At 75.1% G+C, this 20,805-nt stretch carries 21 protein-coding genes and 1 pseudogene; 16 read left to right on the top strand and 6 right to left on the bottom strand.

Annotated elements, in window-relative coordinates:
* On the bottom strand, positions 1 to 329 hold a 329-nt coding region (locus ACFUEL_RS14335), incomplete at its 3' end, for an ABATE domain-containing protein (RefSeq protein ID WP_380236499.1).
* 205 nt (positions 330 to 534) lie between these two features.
* On the opposite strand from ACFUEL_RS14335, the gene ACFUEL_RS14330 reads away from it, so the two are divergent.
* From ACFUEL_RS14330 to ACFUEL_RS14320, 3 genes are all read left to right on the top strand, one after another.
* Entirely contained in the window at positions 535 to 1,269 is a 735-nt protein-coding gene (locus ACFUEL_RS14330; protein ID WP_380236498.1) for an MBL fold metallo-hydrolase, read from the top strand.
* 244 nt (positions 1,270 to 1,513) lie between these two features.
* Positions 1,514 to 1,921 (top strand): hypothetical protein, encoded by a 408-nt coding sequence (locus tag ACFUEL_RS14325; RefSeq protein WP_380236497.1) that lies wholly within the window; start codon positions 1,514 to 1,516, stop codon positions 1,919 to 1,921.
* A 286-nt stretch (positions 1,922 to 2,207) separates the two neighbouring features.
* Positions 2,208 to 4,430, top strand: coding sequence for a DEAD/DEAH box helicase (locus tag ACFUEL_RS14320; protein WP_380236496.1), 2,223 nt, complete (start codon positions 2,208 to 2,210; stop codon positions 4,428 to 4,430).
* A gap of 7 nt (positions 4,431 to 4,437) precedes the next feature.
* On the opposite strand, the gene ACFUEL_RS14315 is transcribed toward ACFUEL_RS14320, so the two are convergent.
* Both ACFUEL_RS14315 and ACFUEL_RS14310 read right to left on the bottom strand, forming a co-directional pair.
* Positions 4,438 to 5,439, bottom strand: a complete 1,002-nt coding sequence (locus tag ACFUEL_RS14315) for an NADP-dependent oxidoreductase (protein WP_380236495.1) — start codon at positions 5,437 to 5,439, stop codon at positions 4,438 to 4,440.
* A gap of 136 nt (positions 5,440 to 5,575) precedes the next feature.
* Positions 5,576 to 5,944: a winged helix-turn-helix transcriptional regulator gene (locus ACFUEL_RS14310; RefSeq protein WP_380236494.1), complete on the bottom strand. Its 369-nt coding sequence runs from the start codon at positions 5,942 to 5,944 to the stop codon at positions 5,576 to 5,578.
* Between the two features lie 84 nt (positions 5,945 to 6,028).
* On the opposite strand from ACFUEL_RS14310, the gene ACFUEL_RS14305 reads away from it, so the two are divergent.
* A complete protein-coding gene (locus tag ACFUEL_RS14305) occupies positions 6,029 to 6,943 on the top strand; it encodes an NAD(P)-dependent oxidoreductase (protein ID WP_380236493.1) in 915 nt (304 codons plus the stop codon).
* A gap of 42 nt (positions 6,944 to 6,985) precedes the next feature.
* On the opposite strand, the gene ACFUEL_RS14300 is transcribed toward ACFUEL_RS14305, so the two are convergent.
* A complete protein-coding gene (locus tag ACFUEL_RS14300; RefSeq protein WP_380236492.1) occupies positions 6,986 to 7,555 on the bottom strand; it encodes a TetR/AcrR family transcriptional regulator in 570 nt (189 codons plus the stop codon).
* A gap of 116 nt (positions 7,556 to 7,671) precedes the next feature.
* On the opposite strand from ACFUEL_RS14300, the gene ACFUEL_RS14295 reads away from it, so the two are divergent.
* Genes ACFUEL_RS14295 through ACFUEL_RS14280 form a run of 4 tightly spaced genes read left to right on the top strand, consistent with a single transcriptional unit; the run spans position 7,672 to position 11,279 of the window.
* Positions 7,672 to 9,231 carry an FAD-dependent monooxygenase gene (locus ACFUEL_RS14295; protein WP_380236490.1) on the top strand — a complete coding sequence of 520 codons (1,560 nt, stop codon included), beginning with the start codon at positions 7,672 to 7,674 and terminating at the stop codon, positions 9,229 to 9,231.
* A 27-nt stretch (positions 9,232 to 9,258) separates the two neighbouring features.
* A complete protein-coding gene (locus tag ACFUEL_RS14290; RefSeq protein ID WP_380236489.1) occupies positions 9,259 to 9,945 on the top strand; it encodes a CatB-related O-acetyltransferase in 687 nt (228 codons plus the stop codon).
* The gene (locus ACFUEL_RS14285) at positions 9,942 to 10,358 is read left to right on the top strand and encodes a VOC family protein (protein ID WP_380236488.1); all 417 of its coding nucleotides are present in this window, start codon (positions 9,942 to 9,944) and stop codon (positions 10,356 to 10,358) included. The genes ACFUEL_RS14290 and ACFUEL_RS14285 overlap by 4 nt, the downstream gene beginning before the upstream one ends.
* Positions 10,359 to 10,367: 9 nt before the next feature.
* On the top strand, positions 10,368 to 11,279 hold the full coding sequence (locus ACFUEL_RS14280; RefSeq protein WP_380236487.1) for a LysR family transcriptional regulator: 912 nt from the start codon (positions 10,368 to 10,370) through the stop codon (positions 11,277 to 11,279).
* 253 nt (positions 11,280 to 11,532) lie between these two features.
* Here ACFUEL_RS14280 and ACFUEL_RS14275 read toward each other — a convergent pair whose 3' ends face one another.
* Complete coding sequence (locus tag ACFUEL_RS14275; protein WP_380236486.1) at positions 11,533 to 11,736, bottom strand: DUF397 domain-containing protein; 204 nt, start codon at positions 11,734 to 11,736, stop codon at positions 11,533 to 11,535.
* A complete protein-coding gene (locus ACFUEL_RS14270; RefSeq protein WP_380236501.1) occupies positions 11,717 to 12,607 on the bottom strand; it encodes a Scr1 family TA system antitoxin-like transcriptional regulator in 891 nt (296 codons plus the stop codon). The genes ACFUEL_RS14275 and ACFUEL_RS14270 overlap by 20 nt, the downstream gene beginning before the upstream one ends.
* Before the next feature lie 78 nt (positions 12,608 to 12,685).
* Between ACFUEL_RS14270 and ACFUEL_RS14265 the strand changes: the two genes are divergently transcribed.
* From ACFUEL_RS14265 to ACFUEL_RS14230, 8 genes and pseudogenes are all read left to right on the top strand, one after another.
* A complete protein-coding gene (locus tag ACFUEL_RS14265; RefSeq protein ID WP_380236485.1) occupies positions 12,686 to 12,859 on the top strand; it encodes a hypothetical protein in 174 nt (57 codons plus the stop codon).
* 42 nt (positions 12,860 to 12,901) lie between these two features.
* Positions 12,902 to 13,504 carry an NUDIX domain-containing protein gene (locus tag ACFUEL_RS14260; RefSeq protein ID WP_380236484.1) on the top strand — a complete coding sequence of 201 codons (603 nt, stop codon included), beginning with the start codon at positions 12,902 to 12,904 and terminating at the stop codon, positions 13,502 to 13,504.
* A 131-nt stretch (positions 13,505 to 13,635) separates the two neighbouring features.
* Positions 13,636 to 13,812 (top strand): hypothetical protein, encoded by a 177-nt coding sequence (locus tag ACFUEL_RS14255; RefSeq protein ID WP_380236483.1) that lies wholly within the window; start codon positions 13,636 to 13,638, stop codon positions 13,810 to 13,812.
* Between the two features lie 10 nt (positions 13,813 to 13,822).
* Positions 13,823 to 14,953: a methyltransferase domain-containing protein gene (locus tag ACFUEL_RS14250; protein ID WP_380236482.1), complete on the top strand. Its 1,131-nt coding sequence runs from the start codon at positions 13,823 to 13,825 to the stop codon at positions 14,951 to 14,953.
* 278 nt (positions 14,954 to 15,231) lie between these two features.
* Positions 15,232 to 15,801: a GNAT family N-acetyltransferase gene (locus tag ACFUEL_RS14245; protein ID WP_380236481.1), complete on the top strand. Its 570-nt coding sequence runs from the start codon at positions 15,232 to 15,234 to the stop codon at positions 15,799 to 15,801.
* Between the two features lie 45 nt (positions 15,802 to 15,846).
* Complete coding sequence (locus ACFUEL_RS14240; RefSeq protein WP_380236480.1) at positions 15,847 to 17,982, top strand: hypothetical protein; 2,136 nt, start codon at positions 15,847 to 15,849, stop codon at positions 17,980 to 17,982.
* Positions 17,983 to 18,329: 347 nt separating this feature from the next.
* Complete coding sequence (locus ACFUEL_RS14235) at positions 18,330 to 19,199, top strand: WXG100 family type VII secretion target (protein WP_380236479.1); 870 nt, start codon at positions 18,330 to 18,332, stop codon at positions 19,197 to 19,199.
* Positions 19,200 to 19,353: 154 nt separating this feature from the next.
* Positions 19,354 to 20,805 (top strand): annotated as a pseudogene (locus ACFUEL_RS14230) (hypothetical protein); the annotation flags it as partial.

Below are 20,805 nucleotides of genomic sequence, written 5' to 3'. Positions count from 1 at the left end.
ACCGCCGGGGCCGCCGTCAGCGCCTCGTTCACCGCCGCCAGCGCCTCCGGCGGTGCGGGGCGCTCCGTCACCCGGGCGTCCAGCAGCTCCCGCAGCGCCCCCCGGAACGCCCGCAGCCGCACCGTGCACGGCTCCATCACCCGCCCGGCCTCCGGCGCGAGCCCGCGCTCCACCAGCCAGGCCGAAGCCTCCGCCGGCCCCGCGAGCAGGTCCACCGGGCCGCCCGGCCGGGTCAGCAGCGAATTGGCGAAGTCCAGCGCCGGGTACTGCTCGGCCCCCGGCGCGGGCGGCGGCAGGGCGGCGGTGGGGGAGGCGGTGCGCTGGCTCATGCTCCTCATGGTAAACGCATGCGTTGCCCGTGAGGAGAGGTGCCTCGCCGGTTGACATGTCGACTGGTCGACGAAGGTGCGGGCTGACGGGCCGTCGGGCAACTTCACGGGAAAGCTTGCCGTTCTCCGTGAGAAGCCGCTAGATTCTTCTCACGGAGAAAGTTGGAGTTCCCCGTGAGGGGAGCATTGATTCGTGAGGTGTGCCATGACTGCCGTCCCCGCCGTCCAGGTCTTCGGAGGCCCCACCGCCCTGATCGAGTACGGCGGCCTGCGCCTGCTCACCGACCCCACCTTCGACGCCCCCGGCAAGTACCCGCGCGGAGACCGCTTCCTCACCAAGACCCTCCCCGGCACCGTCGACCCCGCCGACCTCGGCCCGCTCGACGCCGTCCTGCTCTCGCACGACGAGCACGCCGACAACCTCGACCACAGCGGCCGCAAGCTGCTCGCCGACGTCCCGCTCACCCTCACCACCCGGGGCGGCGCCGAACGCCTCGGCGGCACCGCGCGCGGCCTCGCCCCCTGGGAGAGCGTCGAGTTGGGCGCCGTCACGGTCACCGCCGTGCCCGCCCAGCACGGGCCCGACGGCTGCGAGCCGCTCACCGGCGAGGTGATCGGCTTCGTCCTGACCGGCGAGGGCCTGCCCGTCGTCTACGTCAGCGGCGACAACGCCTCGCTGGATGTCGTCCAGCGGATCGCCGACCGCGTCGGCCCCGTCGACACCGCCGTCCTGTTCGCCGGCGGCGCCCGCACCGGCCTCTTCGACAACGCCCTGCTCACCCTCGACAGCGCCCGCGCCGCCGAAGCCACCCGCATCCTCGGCGCCCGCCGGGTCGTCCCCGTCCACTACGACAGCTGGGCGCACTTCACCGAGGGCCGCGAACCCCTGCTCGCCGCCTTTGCCGCGGCCGGCCTCGCGGACGTCCTCGAACTGCGCTGACCGCGCCGACCGCGCCGACCGCCGAGATCCTTCCGGTGCCGTCCTGCGCCCCCGCCGTCACGCGCGGTCCCTACCGTGGGGTCCGTCCGGTGCGCGCCGGGCGACGGGACGACGAGGGGCGGCCGTGGGGGCAGCGAATGGGTGGTCGGCGTTCCGGCGCTGGGCCGGAGTCGTAGGGACGGGGCTCGCACTCACCGCGACCTCGGCGTGCACTGCCGGGCATGACGGCGCGGCGGGCCTGTCGGTGACCGAGGACGGGCACCTGCTGGGCGTACTGGCGCTCTGCGGGCGGGAGATGGTCGGCGTGAACATCGACACGACCACCGCCGCCGGGCGCGACGGTCGACTCGGCACCTGGACGCCCCGCGACCCCCTCGACTTCGGCACCGTCACCTGGCGCCTGGACGGTCCCGCCGAGGGCTGGGACGCCACCACCTACGTCGGCGAACTCGACCCCGCCACCACCTACCAGCTCTACGCCTACAGCGAGGACAACAACTGGTACACCGCCCACGTCTCCTTCACGGCGGTGGACCCGGGCCGGCTCACCCCGGGGAACGTCCTCTACGACCGGACCGGGCCCGACGGCAGCACCATCGCGGTCGTCGCCCCGCTCGACCGGTTCGCCGCGGAGGCGTGCGGGAGGCCCTGAGCGGCGGCTCGGGCGGGTAGGCCCGGCCGGGGTCCAGTGTGCCGGCCCGGACCCGGTCCGGACTCGACCTCGAGCTCAGCTGAGGGCGAGGGCCCGGCCGCGGGCCAAGCCGGTGCCGGCGCCGTGGCCCTGGACGCAGGCGGGCTGGACGGGGAGTCCGGCGTCGCAAGCGCGAGCGGCCGGGGGCGCCGGGGCCCGTTCGTGGTGCGGCGGTGGCCCTGGGGCGGTCCGTCGGGAGCGGGTGCCAGGATGGGTGGGCCGGACGGGCGGGTGCGAGGAGGCGCAGGTGGCGGGACGCGGTGGGCGCCGGGCCAGGGACGTGGTCGCGGTGGCGGAGCGGCAGCGGGCCGCGGCGCGGGCGCTGGTGGCCGACCGCGCGGCGGCCGTCGCGGAGGTCGCCGACGCGCACCGGCGGATCTTCGGGCGGCTGGTGCGGGCCGAGCTGGAGGCGATCCCGGTCGAGCGGCTCAAGGACGTCACCGGGGGCCGCCTGCAGCTCGGCACGCTGCGCGCCGTCGGGTACACCACCGTCGCCGCCGTGCACGACGCCACCCGGCAGGACCTGCTGCGGATCCCCGGCATCGCCGGCCCCACCGCCGCGCACCTGCTCGGCGCCGCCGGGCAGATCGCTGCCGCCGTCGAGGAGGGCACCGCCGTCCGCCTCGACCCGGCGCACCCCGACGCCGAGGCCACCGCGCTGGTCGCCGCCCTGCACCGGCTGGTGCTGGCCGGTCCGGCCGCCCGCCGGGCCGCCGCCGAGGCCGCCGCGCTGGACGCCCGCTACGCGGCCCCGCTGGCCGAGGCCAAGTACGCCCGGGGCCGGCTGCGCGGTCTGCTGGCCGGCGCCGAGAAGCGCGAACGCGCCTGGCAGGCCGTCGAGTTGCTGGCCGCCGAGGGGGAGCGGGCGGAGGCCGAGGAGGCCGGGCTGCGCTTCGCCCAGGCGTCCGCCGACCTGCTGCGCCCGCCGGCCGGGGAGGTCGAGGCGTGGGTCGAGTTCGAGCACCGGGCCGCCGAGTTCTATGCCGAGCTGGCGCTGCTCGCCGAGGACGGCCTGCTGGCCGGCCGGACCGCCACCGACGGCCGGGCCGCCGCCGAGGGCCACCTGCCCGACGGGCTCGCCGAACAGGTCCGCGCCCAGCCCCTCGACGACCGCGGCTGCACCGTCTCGCTGCGCGGCTACCAGGCGTTCGGCGCCCGGTTCGCGCTGGCCCGGAAGAAGGTGGTGATCGGCGACGAGATGGGCCTCGGCAAGACCGTCCAGGCGCTCGCCGTGCTCGCCCACCTGGCGGCCGCGGCGGAGGAGGCGGCGGCGGAGGGGGCGGCGGAGGGGGCCGGAGGGCCGCGCCGCTTCCTGGTGGTGTGCCCGGCCTCGGTGCTGGTCAACTGGCAGCGCGAGACCGCCGAACGCACCGCCCTCGCCCCGCACCGCTACCACGGCCCCGCCCGGGAGGCCGCCCGGGAGCGCTGGCTGGCCGGCGGCGGCGTGCTGGTCGCCACCTACGAGTCGCTGCGCACGCTGGCCGCCGACCCGGTGGCCGCGCTGGTCGTCGACGAGGCGCACTTCGTGAAGAACCCGGCCGCCCGCCGCACCCGGCTGGTCGCCGAGTGGGCCGCCCGCACCGAGCACGTGCTGTTCCTCACCGGCACCCCGATGGAGAACCGGGTCGAGGAGTTCCGCACCCTGATCGGCCACCTCCAGCCCGAGCTGCTCACCGACCTCCCGGCCGGGCTCGGCGCCCTCGGCCCGCTCGCCTTCCGGCGCGCCGTCGCCCCCGCCTACCTGCGCCGCAACCAGCAGGACGTGCTCACCGAACTCCCGGACGTGGTACGGGTGGACGAGTGGGACGAGCTCTCCGGGCCGGACCGCGCCGCGTACGCCGCCGCCGTCGCCGAGGGCAACTTCATGGCGATGCGCCGCGCCGCGTACGCCGACCCCGCGCACTCCGCGAAGCTGCGGCGGCTGCGCGAACTCGTCGCCGAGGCAGCCGAGTCGGGGCACAAGGTGGTGGTCTTCTCCTACTTCCGGGAGGTGCTGGCCGCCGTGCACGGCGCGCTCGGCGCCCTCGGCACGCCCGTCGCCGGCACCGTCGCCGGGTCGCTGCCGGCCGAGCAACGGCAGGAACTGGTCGACGGGTTCACCGCCGCCGAGGGCCACGCCGTGCTGCTCTGCCAGATCCAGTCCGGCGGGATCGGCCTCAACCTCCAGGCCGCCAGCGTGGTGATCCTGTGCGAGCCGCAGGTCAAGCCCACCCTGGAGGACCAGGCGGTGGCCCGCGCCCAGCGGATGGGCCAGATCCGCCGGGTCCGGGTGCACCGGCTGCTGGCCACCGACAGCCTCGACCGTCGGCTGGTCGAACTGCTGCGCGGCAAGGCCGAGTTGTTCGACCGGTACGCCCGCCGCAGCGACCTCGCCGAGGCCGCCCCGGAGGCCGTCGACATCTCCGACCGGGCACTCGCGGTGCGGATCGTCGAGGACGAGCAGCTGCGACTGGCCGGGCCCGCGAACTGACGCACCGTCAGATCTCCACCAGCATCTTGCCGGTGTTCGCGCCCGCCAGCACGCCGAGGAACGCCTCCACGGTGCGGTCGAAGCCGTCCAGCACGGTCTGCGGCGACAGCACCCGCCCGGAGCGCAGGTGCGGGGCCAGCAGGGCGTACAACTCCTGCTGGGCGTCCATGTGGTGGCGCACCAGGAAGCCCTCCAGCCGGATGCTGCGGGTCACCAGCTCGAACAGGTTGTGCGGCGCGGCGGGCGGCGGGGTCGCCACGCCGTACTGGGAGATCGCGCCGCACCAGGCGATCCGGCCGAAGTCCCGCATCGCGCCGATCGCCGCCTCCAGGTGCTCGCCGCCGACGTTGTCCAGGTATACGTCGATGCCGTCCGGCGCGGCGGCGGCCAGCAGTTCGGCCACCGGCCCGTCGTGGTAGTCGAAGGCCGCGTCGAAGCCCAACTCCCCGGTCAGGAAAGCCGTCTTGGCCGCGCTGCCGGCCGAGCCCACCACCCGCCGGGCGCCCAGTAGCCGGGCCAGCTGGCCCGCCGCGGTGCCGACCCCGCCGGCCGCCGCCGACACGAACAGGTCCTCCCCGGGCTTGAGCCCCGCGACCCGGGTCAGCCCCACGTACGCCGACAGGCCGGTGCCGCCCAGGATGCCCAGGTGCGCGCTCAGCGGCACCCCCGGCAGCTCGGGCAGGACGCGCACCTGCTCCGGCGTCACCAGCGCGTGGGTGCGCCAGCCCTCCCGGTGGATCACCGCCGTCCCCACCGGCAGCGCGGTCGACCGGGACTCCACCACCCGGCCCACCGCCCGCCCCTCCAGCGGGGCGTTCAGCGGGTAGCCGCCCTCCTCCTCGTCCAACAGGCCCACCATGTACGGGTCGACGGACAGGAAGGCGTTCTCGATCAGCGCGGTGCCCGCGGCGGGCGCGGGCAGCTCGCCGTCGACGAAGGCGAACAGGTCGGCGGTCGGCCGGCCGGTCGGGCGGGCGATCTGGTGGACGGCGCGGAAGGGCACGGACATGACGGAACGCTCCGTAGCGGTAAGGGGGGTTGACGTGACATGACGCTACGGGGCGGGGGAGCGGCCCGGCAGTGGCCGGCATCGATGGCTGGGCCCGTTCCATGAGCGGCGTTCATGGAACCGGTGCGGCAGCCGGTCAGGCCACGTCCTCCGGGAGGGTCGCCGTGGCGAGGCCCTCGCGGCGCACCCGCTCCGTCCCCCAGTCGCCCAGCGGGGCCAGCGCCCGGTTCAGGCTGCGGCCGTCCTCGGTCAGCGAGTACTCGACCCGCGGCGGCACCTCGGCGTGCACCTCCCGGTGGACCAGCCCGTCCTCCTCCAGCTCCCGCAGGTGCTGGGTCAGCATCTTCTCGCTCACCCCCGGCAGGCCGCGCCGCAGTTCGGCGAAACGGCGGACCCGGTGGGCGTGCAACTCCCAGAGGATCAGCCCCTTCCACTTGCCGCTCACCACGTCGAGCGCGGCGTCGATGCCGCAGACGTACGGACCGCTCCGCGGTGCCCTGGCCATCGTCAACTCCCCTGACAGAAAGGTAAGTACCCCAGAAAAAAGTGCGTACTTCCGGCGCGTGCGGCACCCGCCGAGGATGGCGGGGTGAACGAACCACAGCACCCGACCAGCACCCCCGTCGAAACCGTCACCGTCATCGGGCTCGGCCCGATGGGGCAGGCGATGACCCGCGTCCTGCTCGCCGCCGGACACCGCGTCACCGTCTGGAACCGTACCCCCGACCGGGTCGGGGGCGTCCTCGCCGCCGGGGCCGCGCTCGCCGCCACACCCGCCGAGGCGCTCCGCGCGAGCCGGCTCGTGCTGCTCAGCCTCACCGACCACCGGGCCATGTACGACGTCCTGGACGGCGCCACCGGCTCGCTGGCCGGCCGCACCCTGGCCAACCTCGGCTCCGACACCCCCGACCGCTCGCGCGAGGCCGCCGCCTGGGCCGCCCGGCACGGCGCGGACTTCCTCACCGGCGGCGTCATGGTGCCCGCGCCGATGGTCGGCGCCCCGGGCGCCCACGTCTACTACAGCGGCGACCCGGAGGTGATGGAACGGCACCGGGCCGTCCTCGCGCTGCTCGGCGAACCGAAGTACCTGGGCGAGGACCCGGGCCTCGCCCAGCTGATGTACCAGGCCCAACTGGCGGTCTTCCTCAGCACCCTGTCCGCTCTGATGCACGCCACCGCGATGCTCGGCACCGCCGGCGTGAGGGCCGCCGAGGCGCTCCCCGAACTGCTCGCCTCCGCCGACCGGATCGGCGCGATCCTGCGGGCCGGCGAACCGCACCCCGGCAGCGGGATCGACGCCGGGGAGCACCCCGGCCGGCTCAGCACCGTCACCATGATGGGCGCGACCGCCGACCACATCGTCGAGACCAGCACCGTCCTCGGCCTCGACCCCGCCCTCCCGCTCGCCGTGCGGGCCCACTACCGGTACGCCGTCGAGCACGGGCACGGCGGCGACAACTGGACCCGGATCATCGACGCCGTCCGGGCCCCGGGCCCGCGCTGACCGCTGACCGCTGACCACGGACCGCACGGGCCGCCGTCCGGCTCAGGGGCCCATGCCCTCGAAGAGGGCGTGCAGGACGCGGTCGACGTACTCGTGGGTCAGCGGTTCCCGGGTGATCAGGAAGCGGAAGTAGAGCGGGCCGGAGAGGATCGCCATGGCCAGGTCCGGGTCGAAGGCGGGGGACAGTTGGCCCTGGTCCCGGGCCGTTCGCAGACGGGCCAGGGTCATCTCGGTCTGCGGGGCGATGAAGCGCTCGTTGAGGGCGGCGGCGAGGCCGGGGTCGTGCTGGGCCTCGCCGACCAGGGCCCGGTACAGCGGGCCGAAGGGGGGATTGCCCAGGAGGTCGACGGCCGCGTGGATCTGGGCGCGCAGGTCGGCGAGGACGTCGCCGGTGTCGGGGTAGTCCAGGCTGGCCCCGTGCAGGTGGAGCAGGGAGTCCAGGAGCAGGGCGCCCTTGGAGGGCCACCTGCGGTAGACGGTGTGCTTGCCCGCGCCGGCCCGGGCCGCGATCGCCTCGATGCTGAGCTTGGCGTAGCCGATCTCCCGGCCCAGCTCCAGGGTGGTCCGCATGATGGCCTCGGTCCGGGCGGCACCGCGAGGGGAAGCAGTCATGCCCCGCATCCTATCGGCACGGCACGTGCCGTACTTGACGAACCCCCGGCCGGTGCACTTTGCTTTCGGCACGACACGTGCCGTTCCGGTGCGTGCGGTGGCGACAGGGGGAGTACGTGGACACCGAGGTGATCGTCGTCGGCGCGGGGCCGACCGGACTGATGCTGGCCTGCGAACTCCGCCTGGCCGGAGTCCGTCCGCTGCTCCTGGAACGGCAGGCCGCCCGCCGCGACACCCCGAAGGCCGGCGGCATCGGCGGACAGGTCCTCGAACTGCTGCGCCACCGCGGCCTGCTGGAACGGTTCGAGGCCGCCTGCCCCGGCCCAGCCCCGGCCCCGAAGTTCCCGTTCGGCGGCATCCACCTCGACCTGACGGAACTCGCCGACCCGCCGCTGCGCGCCCTGCCCCTCCCGCAGCAGCGCCTGGAGGAACTGCTGGAGGAACGCGCCGCCGAACTCGGGGTCGAGATCCGCCGCGGGCACCGGGTGACCGGGATCCACCAGGACGGGAGGCGGGCGGGCGCCGAGGTGCTCGGCCCGGACGGGCCCTACCGGGTGGACGCCGCCTACCTGGTGGGCTGCGACGGCGCCCGCAGCCCCGTCCGGGACGCGGCCGGCATCGCCTTCCCCGGCACCGCCTACCCGGAGGTCAACCGGCTGGCCCAGGTCACCCTCGCCGACACCGTCACCCTGCACGGCAACGGCGACCTCGACGTTCCCGGCCTCGGCACCGTCCGCAGCGGCTTCACCCGGACGGAGCGCGGCCTCCTCGGGGTCGGCGCCCCGCCCGGCTCGCCCGTGGTCTCCCTCTACACCGCCGAGGAGGAGGACGCCGAGTACGACGACGACACCCCGATGACCGCGGCCGAACTCCAGGACAGCCTGCGCCGCGTCCTCGGCGCGGGGATCCCCGTGCGCGAGACCGTCCGGCTGTCGCGGTTCACCTTCAAGGCCCGGCACGCCGAGCAGTACCGGAAGGGACGGATCCTGCTGGCCGGCGATGCCGCCCACCTCTTCCCGGCCACCGGCACCGCGATCAACGCCGGGATGCTCGACGCCGCCAACCTGGCCTGGAAACTGGCCGCGGACCTCCACGGCCGGGCCCCCGGCGGCCTGCTGGACAGCTACCAGGACGAACGGCGCTCCGCCAACGCGCGCACCATGCTGCACGCCCGGGCCCAGGTGGCGCTGCGCCGCGGCACCGATCCCGCCGCCGAAGCGCTCCGCGAACTCCTCCAGGAACTGCTCACCGACGAACAGCCGCTGCGCCGCACCGCGGCGCTGGTCGCCGGGGCCGACGTCCGCCACCCGGTGCCGGAACCGTCCGGGCACCACCCGATGGCCGGAGCCTTCCTGCCCGGCCCCGCCGGGTACGGCGAAGCGGCGGCGGGCCCGGACGGGCTGCTGGCCGCCGCACGGCCCGTCCTCCTGGACCTCGCCGACCGGGCCGACCTCCGCCGCGCGGCAGCGCACTGGTGCTCCCGCGTCGACGTCCGCACCACCGCCGCCACCGCCGCGGGACGCACCGCCGATGCCGTCCTGGTCCGTCCGGACGGGCACGTCGCCTGGGCCGCGGCCGTCGGGGAACCCGCCGACCGCGCCGCACCCGCCCTGCGCGCCGCCCTGGCCCACTGGTTCGGCGCCCCCGACCGGGCCCGACGCCCCGAGCACGCCTGACACCCGCCGGAGAGGAAGCCGCCACCGATGCCACCCGTACCCGCCGACCCGACCGTGCTGCACCCGATGCCCGACCAGCCCCGGGTCGTGCTGCTCCGGCCCCTGGTGACCTCACCGCTGATCGAGGTGGGGGAGTTCACCTACTACGACGACCCGGTGGACCCGACCGCCTTCGAGCGCCGCAACGTCCTCTACCACTACGGGCCCGAGAAGCTCGTCATCGGCAGGTTCTGCGCGCTCGGCGAAGGCGTGCGGTTCCTCATGAACGGCGCCAACCACCGGATGGACGGCCCCTCGACGTTCCCCTTCCCGATCATGGGGGGCTCCTGGGCCGACCACTTCGACCTCATCGCCGACCTGCCCGGACGCGGGGACACCACGGTCGGCCACGACGTCTGGATCGGCTACGGGGCCACCGTGATGCCCGGCGTCCGGATCGGCCACGGGGCGATCGTCGCCGCCGGCTCCGTGGTCGTCGACGACGTGCCCGACTACGGCGTCGTCGGCGGCAACCCCGCCCGGCTGCTGCGCCGCCGCCACGCCGACGCCGACGTCGACCGCCTCCTCGCCCTGGCCTGGTGGGACTGGCCCCTGCCGCACCTCACCGCGCACCTGCGCACGGTCATGTCCGGCACCGTCGACGAACTGGAGGCCGCGGCGCCCGGCCGCGGGCCCGCCCCGTCCACCCCCTCGGCACCGGACGGAGCGTCATGACGAGCAGGTTCACCGAACTGGTCGTGGACTGCCACGACCCGGAGCGGCTCGCGGCCTTCTGGTGCGCGGCACTGGACTTCGAGGTCATCGACCGGGGCGGGGACAAGGTCGAGATCGCCTCCTGGACGCCGACCGCGGAGGAGGTCCGGGCCCGGCAGATGCCGCCCACCCTGCTGTTCGTCCGGGTGCCCGAGGGCCGGGGCGGCAAGAACCGCCTCCACCTCGACGTCAGCCCGGTCGACGCCGGCACCGACGAGGAGGTGGCCAGGCTGCTGACCCTCGGCGCCACCACCACGGACGTGGGCCAGGGCCCGGGCCGCAGCTGGGTGGTCATGGCGGACCCCGAGGGCAACGAGTTCTGCGTCCTGCGCACCCTGGCGGCCCCGGACCGGCGGCCGGACGGGGCCGCGTAGGCTGCCCGGGTGACGGACGATCTCCTGCCGCAGGAACTGCGGATCCTGGTCGCGGTCGCCGACAGCGGCGGCTTCACGGCCGCCGCCGAGCGGCTCGGACTGACCCAGTCCGCGGTCTCGCACGCCGTCCGCGGCTGCGAGCGCAAACTCGGCGCCGTGCTGTTCGAGCGCGGGCGGCGCGGGGCCCGGCCCACCGAGGCGGGGGAGCGGGTCGCCGGGCACGCCCGGCGGATCCTGCGGCTGCTGGCCGCGCTCCCCGGCGAGGCCCGGCAGGCCGCGGGCGGGGCGGAGGCCGCGCCGAGCGGGCCGCTGCGGATCGTCGCGTTCCGCAGCGCCGCCGTCCACGTGCTGCCCGCCGCGCTGGCCGGGCTCGCCGCCCGCTGCCCCGGCCTGGTGCCGGAGGTGCGGATCGTCCGCGACCTCGGGCGCGGCACCGCGGGCGAGGTCGCCGACGGCCGGGCCGACCTGGCGCTGGCCACCCTGGACGCCCGCGGCGGGGTCCCGCTGCCCGGCCTGCTCGCCGCACCGCTGTACCGCGAGGAGTACGTGCTCGCCCACCAGCAGGGCCACCCCGACCCGCGCGGCCTGCCACTGGTCGACTGGGACGAGAACTGCGGCTCCTACACGGCCGACTGGTGGAGGCGCCAGGACTGGCTGCCGCCCGCCACCATCAACGCCACCGACGACACCGTGGTGCTCTCGCTCGCCGCGCAGGGCCTCGGCATGGCCGTGCTGCCCCGGCTCAGCCTGGACCGCCCGCCCGCCGGACTCGCCGTCACCGACCTGGGCCCGGACCGGCCGTCCCGGCAGGTCGGCTACGTCACCACGCCCGAACTCGCCCGCACCGCCGCCGTCCGGGAGCTGATCCGGGCCCTGCGCGCGGCACCCCTGCCCGACGGGGCCGCCGCGCTGGCGGGCTGACCGCGTCCGGGGGCGGAGGAAGTGGCGGGCGGCGTTCCCCATCGGCTGTCGGGCGCAGTCGGCGGGCGATCCCGCCGGCCGACCGCTCCGTCTCCTCGGCGGCGGTCTCCTCGCCGTCGTCCCAGCGGAGCACCAGGATGGTGATCAGGCACGGCCGGTTCGGTGGCCCGCCCGACAGCCGCACCGTCGACATGCCGAAGCCCCTGTGCCGTCCGGCATCAGGGGCCCCAACTTCGGTCTTGTGTCAAGGAGTTCAGATGCCGCCGAACTCTCCGGACGCAGCAGCGGCCGCGAATACCGACCAAGCGCTGCTCGAGAAGCGGAGCTGCGGGCCGCTCGGGTCCTTCGAGTCGCGAACCGCGATCACCGTGGCCGACGGAACGGCGACCTCGACGCAGTTGCCGCCCGATCCTCCGCTGTAGCTGCTCTTGCGCCAGTCAAGCTTGGTCTTCTCCACTTGCGTGCTCCTCTGCCGCATCATCGATGAGAGCCAGCGACGCCTCCGGCGAGAGGGCGTCAACCCGTGCAAGATCGTACGTCAGGCGGATTCGCTTGACGGTCTCTGTGCTCTCAACCAGCACACCTGTGTGTGGTCCTTCGATGTATGCCAGGTCGGGGCTTCCGTCGGCAAACGACATCAGCGTCAAGGCACCCTCAAGAGCGGCATGCGCGCCACAACGCTGCTCAAGGACCTGTACAACCGCTAGCCTTGAGCGGATCAGCTTCGCGAGATGACGCAGCTGATCGGCCATCGCGGCATGCCCGCCGATGGGTCTGCGAATCGCGGACTCATCGATCAGCCACCACAACAACGGCCGTGTTGGACTCGAACCGGTTATCAAGCTCTCCTGGCGAGACAGCCGCGCCTGGACCTTCTCGTCGATCTCCTCGTCCTTCGCCAGGGGCGCCGCCGCGCAGAACACCGCACGCATGTACTGCTCGGTCTGGCCCAGGCCCGGGATCAGGAAGCCGCCGTACTCGAGCAGTTCCGACGCCTTGACCTCCAGGCTCGCGTACGTCCTGAAGTACGACGGATAGGGGCCCCGAGTCACGTGCGGCCACAGTCGGCCGAACAAGCCTCCCGTTTCCAACGCGTCGTCAACCCGTTCGGCGAATTCCGCCGACGGCATGCGCTTGGCCGTTTCAATCTGCCCCACCAACGAGCCTGTGTAGCCCAGGACTTCACCCAAACTGTCCTGACTCAGCTTCGCTTCGACGCGAATGCGCCGCAGTTCGGCGCCGAACAGCGCCGCCATCGACTCCGACGGGTCGAGATCTCGCGGTCCCGGCACTGCGGCCTCCAGGGTCTGACAGATCGTCCGTTGCACCTCCAAGCCTAGCCGTTGTAGCTCTCCGTGCCGATGCTGTAACTGTCATCGACCATTGCGACAGGAAGCAGGTGCGGCGTGGATGTGGAAGCCCTCGCCGAAGAGCAGGAAGCTGTTGCCGACGCCCTCGAAGAGGCCCTGAGTGCCGTCGGCTGCCCCGTTGAGATCCACGTCAGCGGCAGAGGCTTCCGCATCGGCCCGGGAGGCGAATGCCGCCTCATCGCCTGGGCTGCCAAGCGCGCCGGGGCCTGACCCCCCCGCGCCACCACCCACCCGGTGCCCACGACGGCACCCGTGCCGTCCGCAGCCGGGAACGATGCCACGAAGCACATCCCAGAAGCGCCCGATGGAAAGCCAACCAGCATGCTGCAAACACGAGTTCAGCGAAACGAACACCCGAGGCGCCGACTCGGCTGCACCGTACTCATCACGCTGAGGACCATCGATCCGGACGACCCCCGCAACGGCTCGGTCCTGACGGTCGAGACCGACCACGCGGCCCGGCCGGCGCTGCCCGGCGGCGCTGCGTACCCCGGCGAACCGATCGGTGTCGCCGCCGCCCGGGGGCTTCTGGAAGGGACCGGGCTGCGCCGGACGATCACCTGGGCGCTGCTGGTCGACCAGGTGCCCGGCGACGCCCGCGGCCTCGAAGCCGTCGATGTCGTCTGCGAGGGCGGCAGCCTCACCGAGGCCGAAGCCCAGGCGATGTCCATCCCCGTCGACGCCCTGGAGGAGATCCGGGGTCTCGTCTGGATCCGGCCGAACCAACTCGTCCACACCCTGGAACCCCACCAGGCCGGACGTGTCCGCTCGGCGCTCGCCGCCCGCGAATCCGGCCAAGGCATCCCCCTCCTGAACGCCGGCACGCCCCACCTCGGCAGCACCGGCACCCCGTAGCCCCCGCAACCCCTGAACTCCCGCCCCGGCCGTCGAGCTGTCAGGAACCCGGCCGGGGCGGGTCCGCAACACCGCACAGTCCGAACGCCGACCGGCGTTCCGAGCCCGCACGTCGTGAAGGAGACACCGGTATGACGACCCCCACCCCCACCCAGCGCCCGCCCGGCGACACCGGCCCCGGCGCCACCCTCGCCGGGTCGACGGCACCGACCATGTCGGGCAAGCACGGGGACGGCAAGGGCGGTTCGGACGGGGACAAGAAGCAGTCCCCCAAGGAGTCCGACGGCCAGTGGCCCCCGAAGAAGTGAGCACTGACTGATGGACGACTACGCACAGTTGCTGGCTGAGCTGACCGCGGCCGGCGCTCTGGGCGAGGAGTGGCGGGGCGCGTTCGAGCGCGCCCCGCGCTCCGCCTTCATCCCGGACGCCGTCTGGGCGCCCGACGAGGACACCCTCAGCGGCTACCGAAGGATCACCCGCAGCGACGAACCCGAAGCCTGGTGGGCGCTGGCCGACGCCGACGACGTCGTCGTCACCCAGCTCGACGACGGAGCCGACGACGGGCCGGGCATCGCGACGTCCTCGGCGTCCATGCCGTCCTTGGTCGCCACCATGCTCCGCCACCTCGACGTCGCCGACGGACACACCGTCCTCGACATCGGCACCGGCACCGGCTGGACCAGCGCGCTGCTGTCCGCCCGGCTCGGCGACCGGCGGGTCACCACCGTCGAAATCGACCCGGCGGTGGCCGCCGAAGCCGCGCGCAGCCTCGCGAAGGCCGGATTCCACCCCCACCGCGCCATCGGCGACGGTCTCGACGGCCGGCACCAGGAGGCGCCGTACGACCGCGTCCACTCCACCGCCGCCGTCCGGACCGTCCCCCGCGCCTGGGTCGAGCAGGCGACGCCCGGCGGCATCATCGTCACACCGTGGGGCACCCCGTACGCCAACGCCGGGTTGCTGCGCCTCGTCGTCGGCGAACCCGGCGACCCGGCGCACGGCAGGTTCGTGGACAATGTCAGCTTCATGTGGATGCGATCCCAACGGCCGCACCGGGTGACGGACTTCGCCGGTGCGCCCGGCGTCCGCAGCGCGTCCGCGATGGATCCCGCCCTGGCACTGAACGACGTGAACGCCGCGTTCGCCATCGGGCTCCGAGTGCCCGGTGTCCGCTTCGAGCACCGCTGGAACCGCGCGGATCCGACCGGCACCTACCGGCTGCACCTCTCGGACGGCGCGGATTCCTGGGCCTCCGTCCACTACGACGAGTGGCACACCGAGGACACCGTTCTGCAGGCCGGCCCCCGACGGCTCTGGGACGAGATCGTCACGGCCCGCTCGTGGTGGCTGAAAGAGGGCCGTCCGTCCCTGTCCCGGTTCGGCGTCACCGTGGCTGCGGACGGCGCCCAGACCGTCTGGCTGGACGTCCCCGGCAACGTCGTGGGCTGACCGCGTCCGGGGCGGAGGAGCGGGGAGTCCCGCCGCCCTCAGCGGGGGCACCCGGCCCGAGAACGAGCGGACCGGTGGGCGGCGGGACGCGGAGTGACGAACCCCGCCCAGGAGTCTGCGCGTTCCCGCTCACGTTCCGCTAACGTCCCGCTGACGTGTGCGGACGTTCATCCTCGGGGCCCGACTTGACGGGCAGTCGAACGGCGGGGGAGGGTACGCCGGGCGGCCCGCGAGAGCCGCCCGGGGCAAGCCGGCAGGGGGAACGGACGGGGGGAGCGATGCGGCCGCTCACCGAAGTGCGGGACGAACCGATGACGGCCGACGGGCTGGTGCTGCGCCGACCGCACCCCGGCGACGCCGCCCTCGTGCACCGGGGCAGCCACGACCCGCTGGTGCGCGAGTTCCTGCAGGCCGTCGTCCCGCACCTGGACACCGCCGCCGCCGCGCGGTGGCTCGCCGAGATCCCCCCGCTGCTGTGGGAGACCGGCCGCGCCGCCTACTTCGCGCTGGAGGACGCCGCGAGCGGCGAACCCGTCGGCTGGGCCGAACTCGTCAACCCCGACCCGGTGCGGGAGTGCGCCGAGGTCGCCGTCTGGCTGCTGCCCGAACACCGCCGGCTGCGCACCGCCAAGGCCGCGCTGCGCCTGGTCTGCCGCTTCGGCTTCGAACGGATCGGCCTGTGCCGGCTCGAGGCGTTCGCCGCCGCCGACAACATGCCCAGCCAGCTCACCGGCGCCGCGATCGGCTTCCGCCGGGCCGGCTACCGCCCCGCGCTGTTCCGCAGCTCCCGCACCCACCGGCTGCACGACGCCGTGCACGCCACCCTCGTACCGGAAGACCTCTGCTGACCCACGGGGCTCCCAACATCCCGGCACCACACCAGGAGTGACACCATGTCAGGAAGCGTACGGCTGGAAGACGGCGGCCGCGGCGAACTGCTGATCGCCGCCGACGGCACCTTCCGCGCCACCCGCGCCGAGCGCGAGCGCACCGGCCGGATCGACCCCGCGCTGATCCGCCGCGTCCTCGCCGCGACCGCCGGGCTCCCCGCCCCCGCACCCGCCGACACCCCCGCCACCGGGCGGCGGCTCACCGTCCAGGGGCAGCCCGGACAGGCCGACCGGCAGTGGGCCGACGGCACCGCCGCGCCCCTCCCCGCCGACGCGACCGTGCTCGACGCGCTGCTCGCCCAGGCCCTCGGCGAGGCCGACCGCCCCGCCGCGCTGCCCGCCGCGCTGGCCCGCACCGAACCCGCCGCCGGCACCGCCCGCAGCGCCGCCGCGGTCGGCACGGTGGCCGGCCGGGCCGCGTACGCCCTGGTCGAGGCGGACGGCGCGTTCGGCCTCACCGCGCTGGACGACGCCGCCCCGCTCGGCGGCTCCGACGCCGACGCCGGGCTCGCCCCGACCGCCGTCGCGCTCGGCGAGGCGGGCGGCCGCTCGCTGTTCGCGGTCGGCAGCACCGACGGCTCCGTCCAGGTCTGGGACGCCGCCACCGGCGCCGTCGCGCACGGCACCACCGGCGGCGAGGGCGCCCAGTCGGTCGCCGCGCTGGTCTGCCGGGACATCCCGGTGGCGTTCTCCGCCGGGCAGTCCGGCGACCTGCGGGCCGTCCGGGCCGACGACGGCCGGGTGCTGGGCACCCTGCCCACCGGCGGCCGCGGCGCGAGCGCGCTGCGCGCCGTGCACTGCGCCGGGGTCGACCTGCTGGCCGCCGCCTCCCCCGACGGCACCGTCCGGGTCTGGGACGCCGGGAGCGGCGACCTGCTGCACCTGCTGGTCGGCCACCGCGGCGAGGTGCTGGCACTGGCCGTGCTCACCGTCGACAACCAGGCCGTGCTGGCCTCCGCCGGACAGGACCGCCGGATCCGGCTGTGGGACCTCGCCACCGGCCAGCCGGTCGCCGAACTCGACGGCCACACCGGCACGGTGACCGGCCTCGCCTTCACCACCCTCGCCGACCGCCCCGTCCTCGCCTCCTGCGCGCTGGACGGCACCGTCCGCACCTGGGACGTGTACGACGGCCGCCCGCTGAACGGCTGGCCGGCCGGCGAGTGGCTGACCGCGCTGGCCGCCGCCGGGGACGCGCTCTACACCGGCGACGAGACCGGCCGGATCACCGTCTGGGACGCCGCCACCGGCGCGCCCGCCCCCAAGGCGGTGCCCGCCGGCCGCCCCGGCAGCCCGCTCGCCGCGCTGGCCGCCGGCGCCCTGCACGGCCGCCCGGTGCTCGCCGCCGGGTTCGGCGACGGCGCCGTCCAGGTCTGGGACGCCGCGACCGGCGGCCGACTGCTCGACCTGCCCGGCGAGGGCGGCCCCGTCCACAGCCTCGACCTCACCGCCGACCTGCTGCTGTGCGGCACCGCGGCGGGCGCCGTCCGCAGCCACCGCCTCACCGACGGCACCGCGCTGCCGCTGCCCGTCCCGCACGCCGGGCCGGTCGCCGGGATCGCCTTCACCCCCGGCGAGCAGCCGCTGCTGGCCTCCGCCGGACGCGACGGCGCGATCGCCGTCCGGGACGCCGCCACCGGCGCCGACAGCCGCCGCTTCGCCACCGGGTGCGGCCCGTTCACCGCGCTGGCGGCCACCGTGGCGGGCGGCCAGCCGATCCTGGCCACCGCGGGCGAGGACCTGGTGGTGCGCCTGTGGCACGCCGTCAGCGGCGCGGCCGGGCCGGTCTGCGCCGGGCTGCCGCAGGCCGCCGAGGTGCTGTCCTTCGCGGTGCTCGGCGGCCGCCCCGCGGTGATCGCGGGCGCGGGCGACGGCACCGTGCTGGTCTGGGACGTCCAGGACGGCAGCCGCACCGCTGAACTGGCCGGCGGCGGCGCGGCCGTCCGGGCCGTGGTGGGCCGGGAGTTCGACGGCGAGGGGCTGCTCGCGGCCGGGGACGCCGCGGGCACCCTGCGGCTGTGGCACCTGGCCAGCGCCTCCCTGCTCAACGAGGCCGCGCTGGACGGGACTCCGCTGGCCATCGACCTCGACGAGGCGGGCCTGCGGATCGTCACTCCGGGCGGCGCGGTCACGCTCTGACCGGGAGGTTCCATCGAACATTCACGATCGACCCGGAATGGGCACTTCCGGTCTTTACTTCCCCTTACGGGTTCATGCCGTGAATTTACCTGATGCATTCCTTCTGGTTTCCGCCGTGACTTGACGACATGTCAGGATCGTGCCGGAGTGACACGGAGTCACCCCGGCACGCCTGCCCGGCTGGGAGCGCTCCCAGCCGCGGGTTAGGGTGGCAGCGGAATGAGCCGGTGCGGGCATGACACGGGCACGTCCGGGCCACCCTCGGCCCGACGACCCGGCATGCCCGGCGCGGGCCGCCGGCACGGGTGCGTGCCGGCCGGGGGCGGTGGAGTGCGGAGGACGCGCAGGTGGCGGACGAGACGGTCTGGATAGACCTCGACGAGGTCGAGGCGGCGGCGAAGAAGATCCTCGGGCTGCTGGACGAACTCAGCGGGCCCGCCAACCAGTTGGAAGCCAAGGTCAAACAGGTCAAGGAGACCGTCTACGGAACCGACCTGGTCGGCAAGGCGATCCAGGGCGGCAGCTCCTCGGTCGGCGGCCTCGCCGACCACCAGGAGCAGGTGCTCCAGGGCATCCGGACGCTGATCCAGAACGCCACCGCGGTCGGCGAGAACCTCCAGTCGATGGCGGCCCGGCACCGCGCCAACGACGAGCAGCAGGCCACCGCGCTCGGCGGCGTCATGGGCGACGGCACCATGCCGGCCGGCCCGCGACTGGCCGGCCTCGGCCCCGTCCTCACCGGGACGACGGCCACCTCGCCGGACTCCCCGCTGCTCGACGGCACCGGGACGGCACAGGCCACCCCCGAGTACCTGGTGCGCGGCACCGAGACCACGACTGCCACCCTTCCCCACCTGGTGCGCGGCACCGAGGTGACGGAGGGCACCCGCGAGAACCTGGTGCGCGGCACCGAGGTGGCGGAGGGCACCCTTCCCCACCTGGTGCGCGGCACCGAGGTGATGGAAGGCACCCTTCCCCACCTGGTGCGCGGCACGGAGGTGACGGAGGGCACGCCCCTCCTCCAGGCGCGGCCCATGGAGACGGTGCAGGCCATGCCGGCCCACCCGGCCCCGCCGCCGCCCAACGAAGGGCTCGGCACCATCGACCCGGGCGGCGAGCACCACTCCGTGGAGGTGCCCGACCTCCACTACAACGCCCCGCCGCCCCCGCCCTTCATCGGTCCGGGCATGTGGACCCCGACGGGGCACGGCGTCTGACGCCGTCGGGCGGGCACCCCGTCCCGCCCCCGCCCCCGCCGGGCCGTGCGCCCGGCGCCTCCCGCCGGGCCGTGCGCCCGGTGCCTCCCGCTGAGCCGTCCGCACCGCCGCGGGCCCCGCCGACCCGACCGCACCCCTCCGGAGACCCGCTGCCATGATCGAGCTGCCCGCCGACCTCGCCGAGGTGCTCAAGACCCTCCAGAGCAACGAGGAAGGCGCCGACATCGTCTTCCCCGACGGCAACGAGGACCTGCTCGCCGACCTCGCCGCCGCCTGGGCCAAGTGGAACGAGGTGGCCGACACCCACGTCGTGGCGATCGTCGCGGCCGCCAACCGGGCCATGGCGAGCATGTCGGGGCCCGCCGCCGACAGCTTCGCCCAGTACCTCAAGAAATTCTCCGGCGGGGAGGGCTCGCACGTCACCACCACCCTCCAGTCGGGGCACGTGATGGCGACCTCGATGCAGGGCGCCGCACAGACGGTCGGCGAAGCCAAGACCGAGATGATCCGCGAACTCGACTACGCCAAGAAGTACATCGCGGCCCACCCGGCGGGGAAGCACGACGACATCGCCAAGTCCGAGGGCGTCAAGCAGGCCGTCAGCCTGTACCACCAGTACGTCGACCGGGTCAGCGGCAACATGGACACCACGCTCCGGACGAACGCCGACCACATCGCCGAGATGACCGGCATGGGCCAGACCTGCTCCCTCAACGGCAGCAGCGCGAGCGGGGGTTCGGGCCCCGGAGGCGCGGGCGCGGCGGGTGGTGCGGGCGGCATCGGCACGATGAGCGGCGGGGTCGGCGCCAACGCGCCCGGCGGGCTGTTCGGCACGGGCGCGGGCGGCGGCCTGCCCGGCGGTGTCGCCGGGGCCACCGACCCGTCCGGCTTCTCGCTGCCCGGCCTGGACGGCGCCGGCGCGGCCGGTGCGGCGGGCGCGGGCGGGGTCGGCGGGGCGGGCCTCGCGGGCGGGGCCGCCGGGGCCGGCTTCTCGCTGCCGGGCCTGGACGGCGCCGGCGCCGGTGCGGGCGCGGGGAGTGCGGGCGGGGGAGCCGGGTCCGGCTTCTCGCTGCCCGGCCTGGACGGCAGCGGCGCGGCCGGTTCGTTCGGCGGCTCCGGCTCGTTCGGCGGCGGGGACTTCTCCGGGACGGGAGGCACCGCCGGATCGACCGGCGGCAGCGGCCTGGCCCCCTTCAGCCTGCCCGCCCCGAACCTGCCCGACTTCGGCACCGACACCGGCGGGAGCTCCGGCGTCCCGGTGTTCAAGCCGCTCTCCAACACCGGTTCGCTCGGCCTGGCCGGACTCGGCGATCTCGGCGACCTCGGCACCGGCGGCCCGGGGAGCAGCTACACCCCCAGCCAGGTCATCGGCTCCGGCCCCGGCAGCAGCGGCAGCTACACCGGCAGCTCGATCGGGAACCTCGGCAGCACCTTGGGCAGCACCCTCGGCTCGCTCGGCGGCGGGTCCACCGGCTCGGGCGGCGGCGCCCGCGCCGGACTCACCCCGTTCGGCGGCGGCAGCAGCCCGTACGGCCTCGGCGGCGGATCCGCCCGCGGCCTCGGCGCGGCCGGCGGCGCGGGCGGCACGGGCAGCACCCTGGCCGGG

The sequence above is a fragment of the Kitasatospora sp. NPDC057198 genome (assembly GCF_042670125.1).
Taxonomy (GTDB): domain Bacteria; phylum Actinomycetota; class Actinomycetes; order Streptomycetales; family Streptomycetaceae; genus Kitasatospora.
The sequence above is the reverse complement of the archived record's forward strand: the minus strand, read 5'-3'. Positions and strand labels throughout refer to the sequence as shown.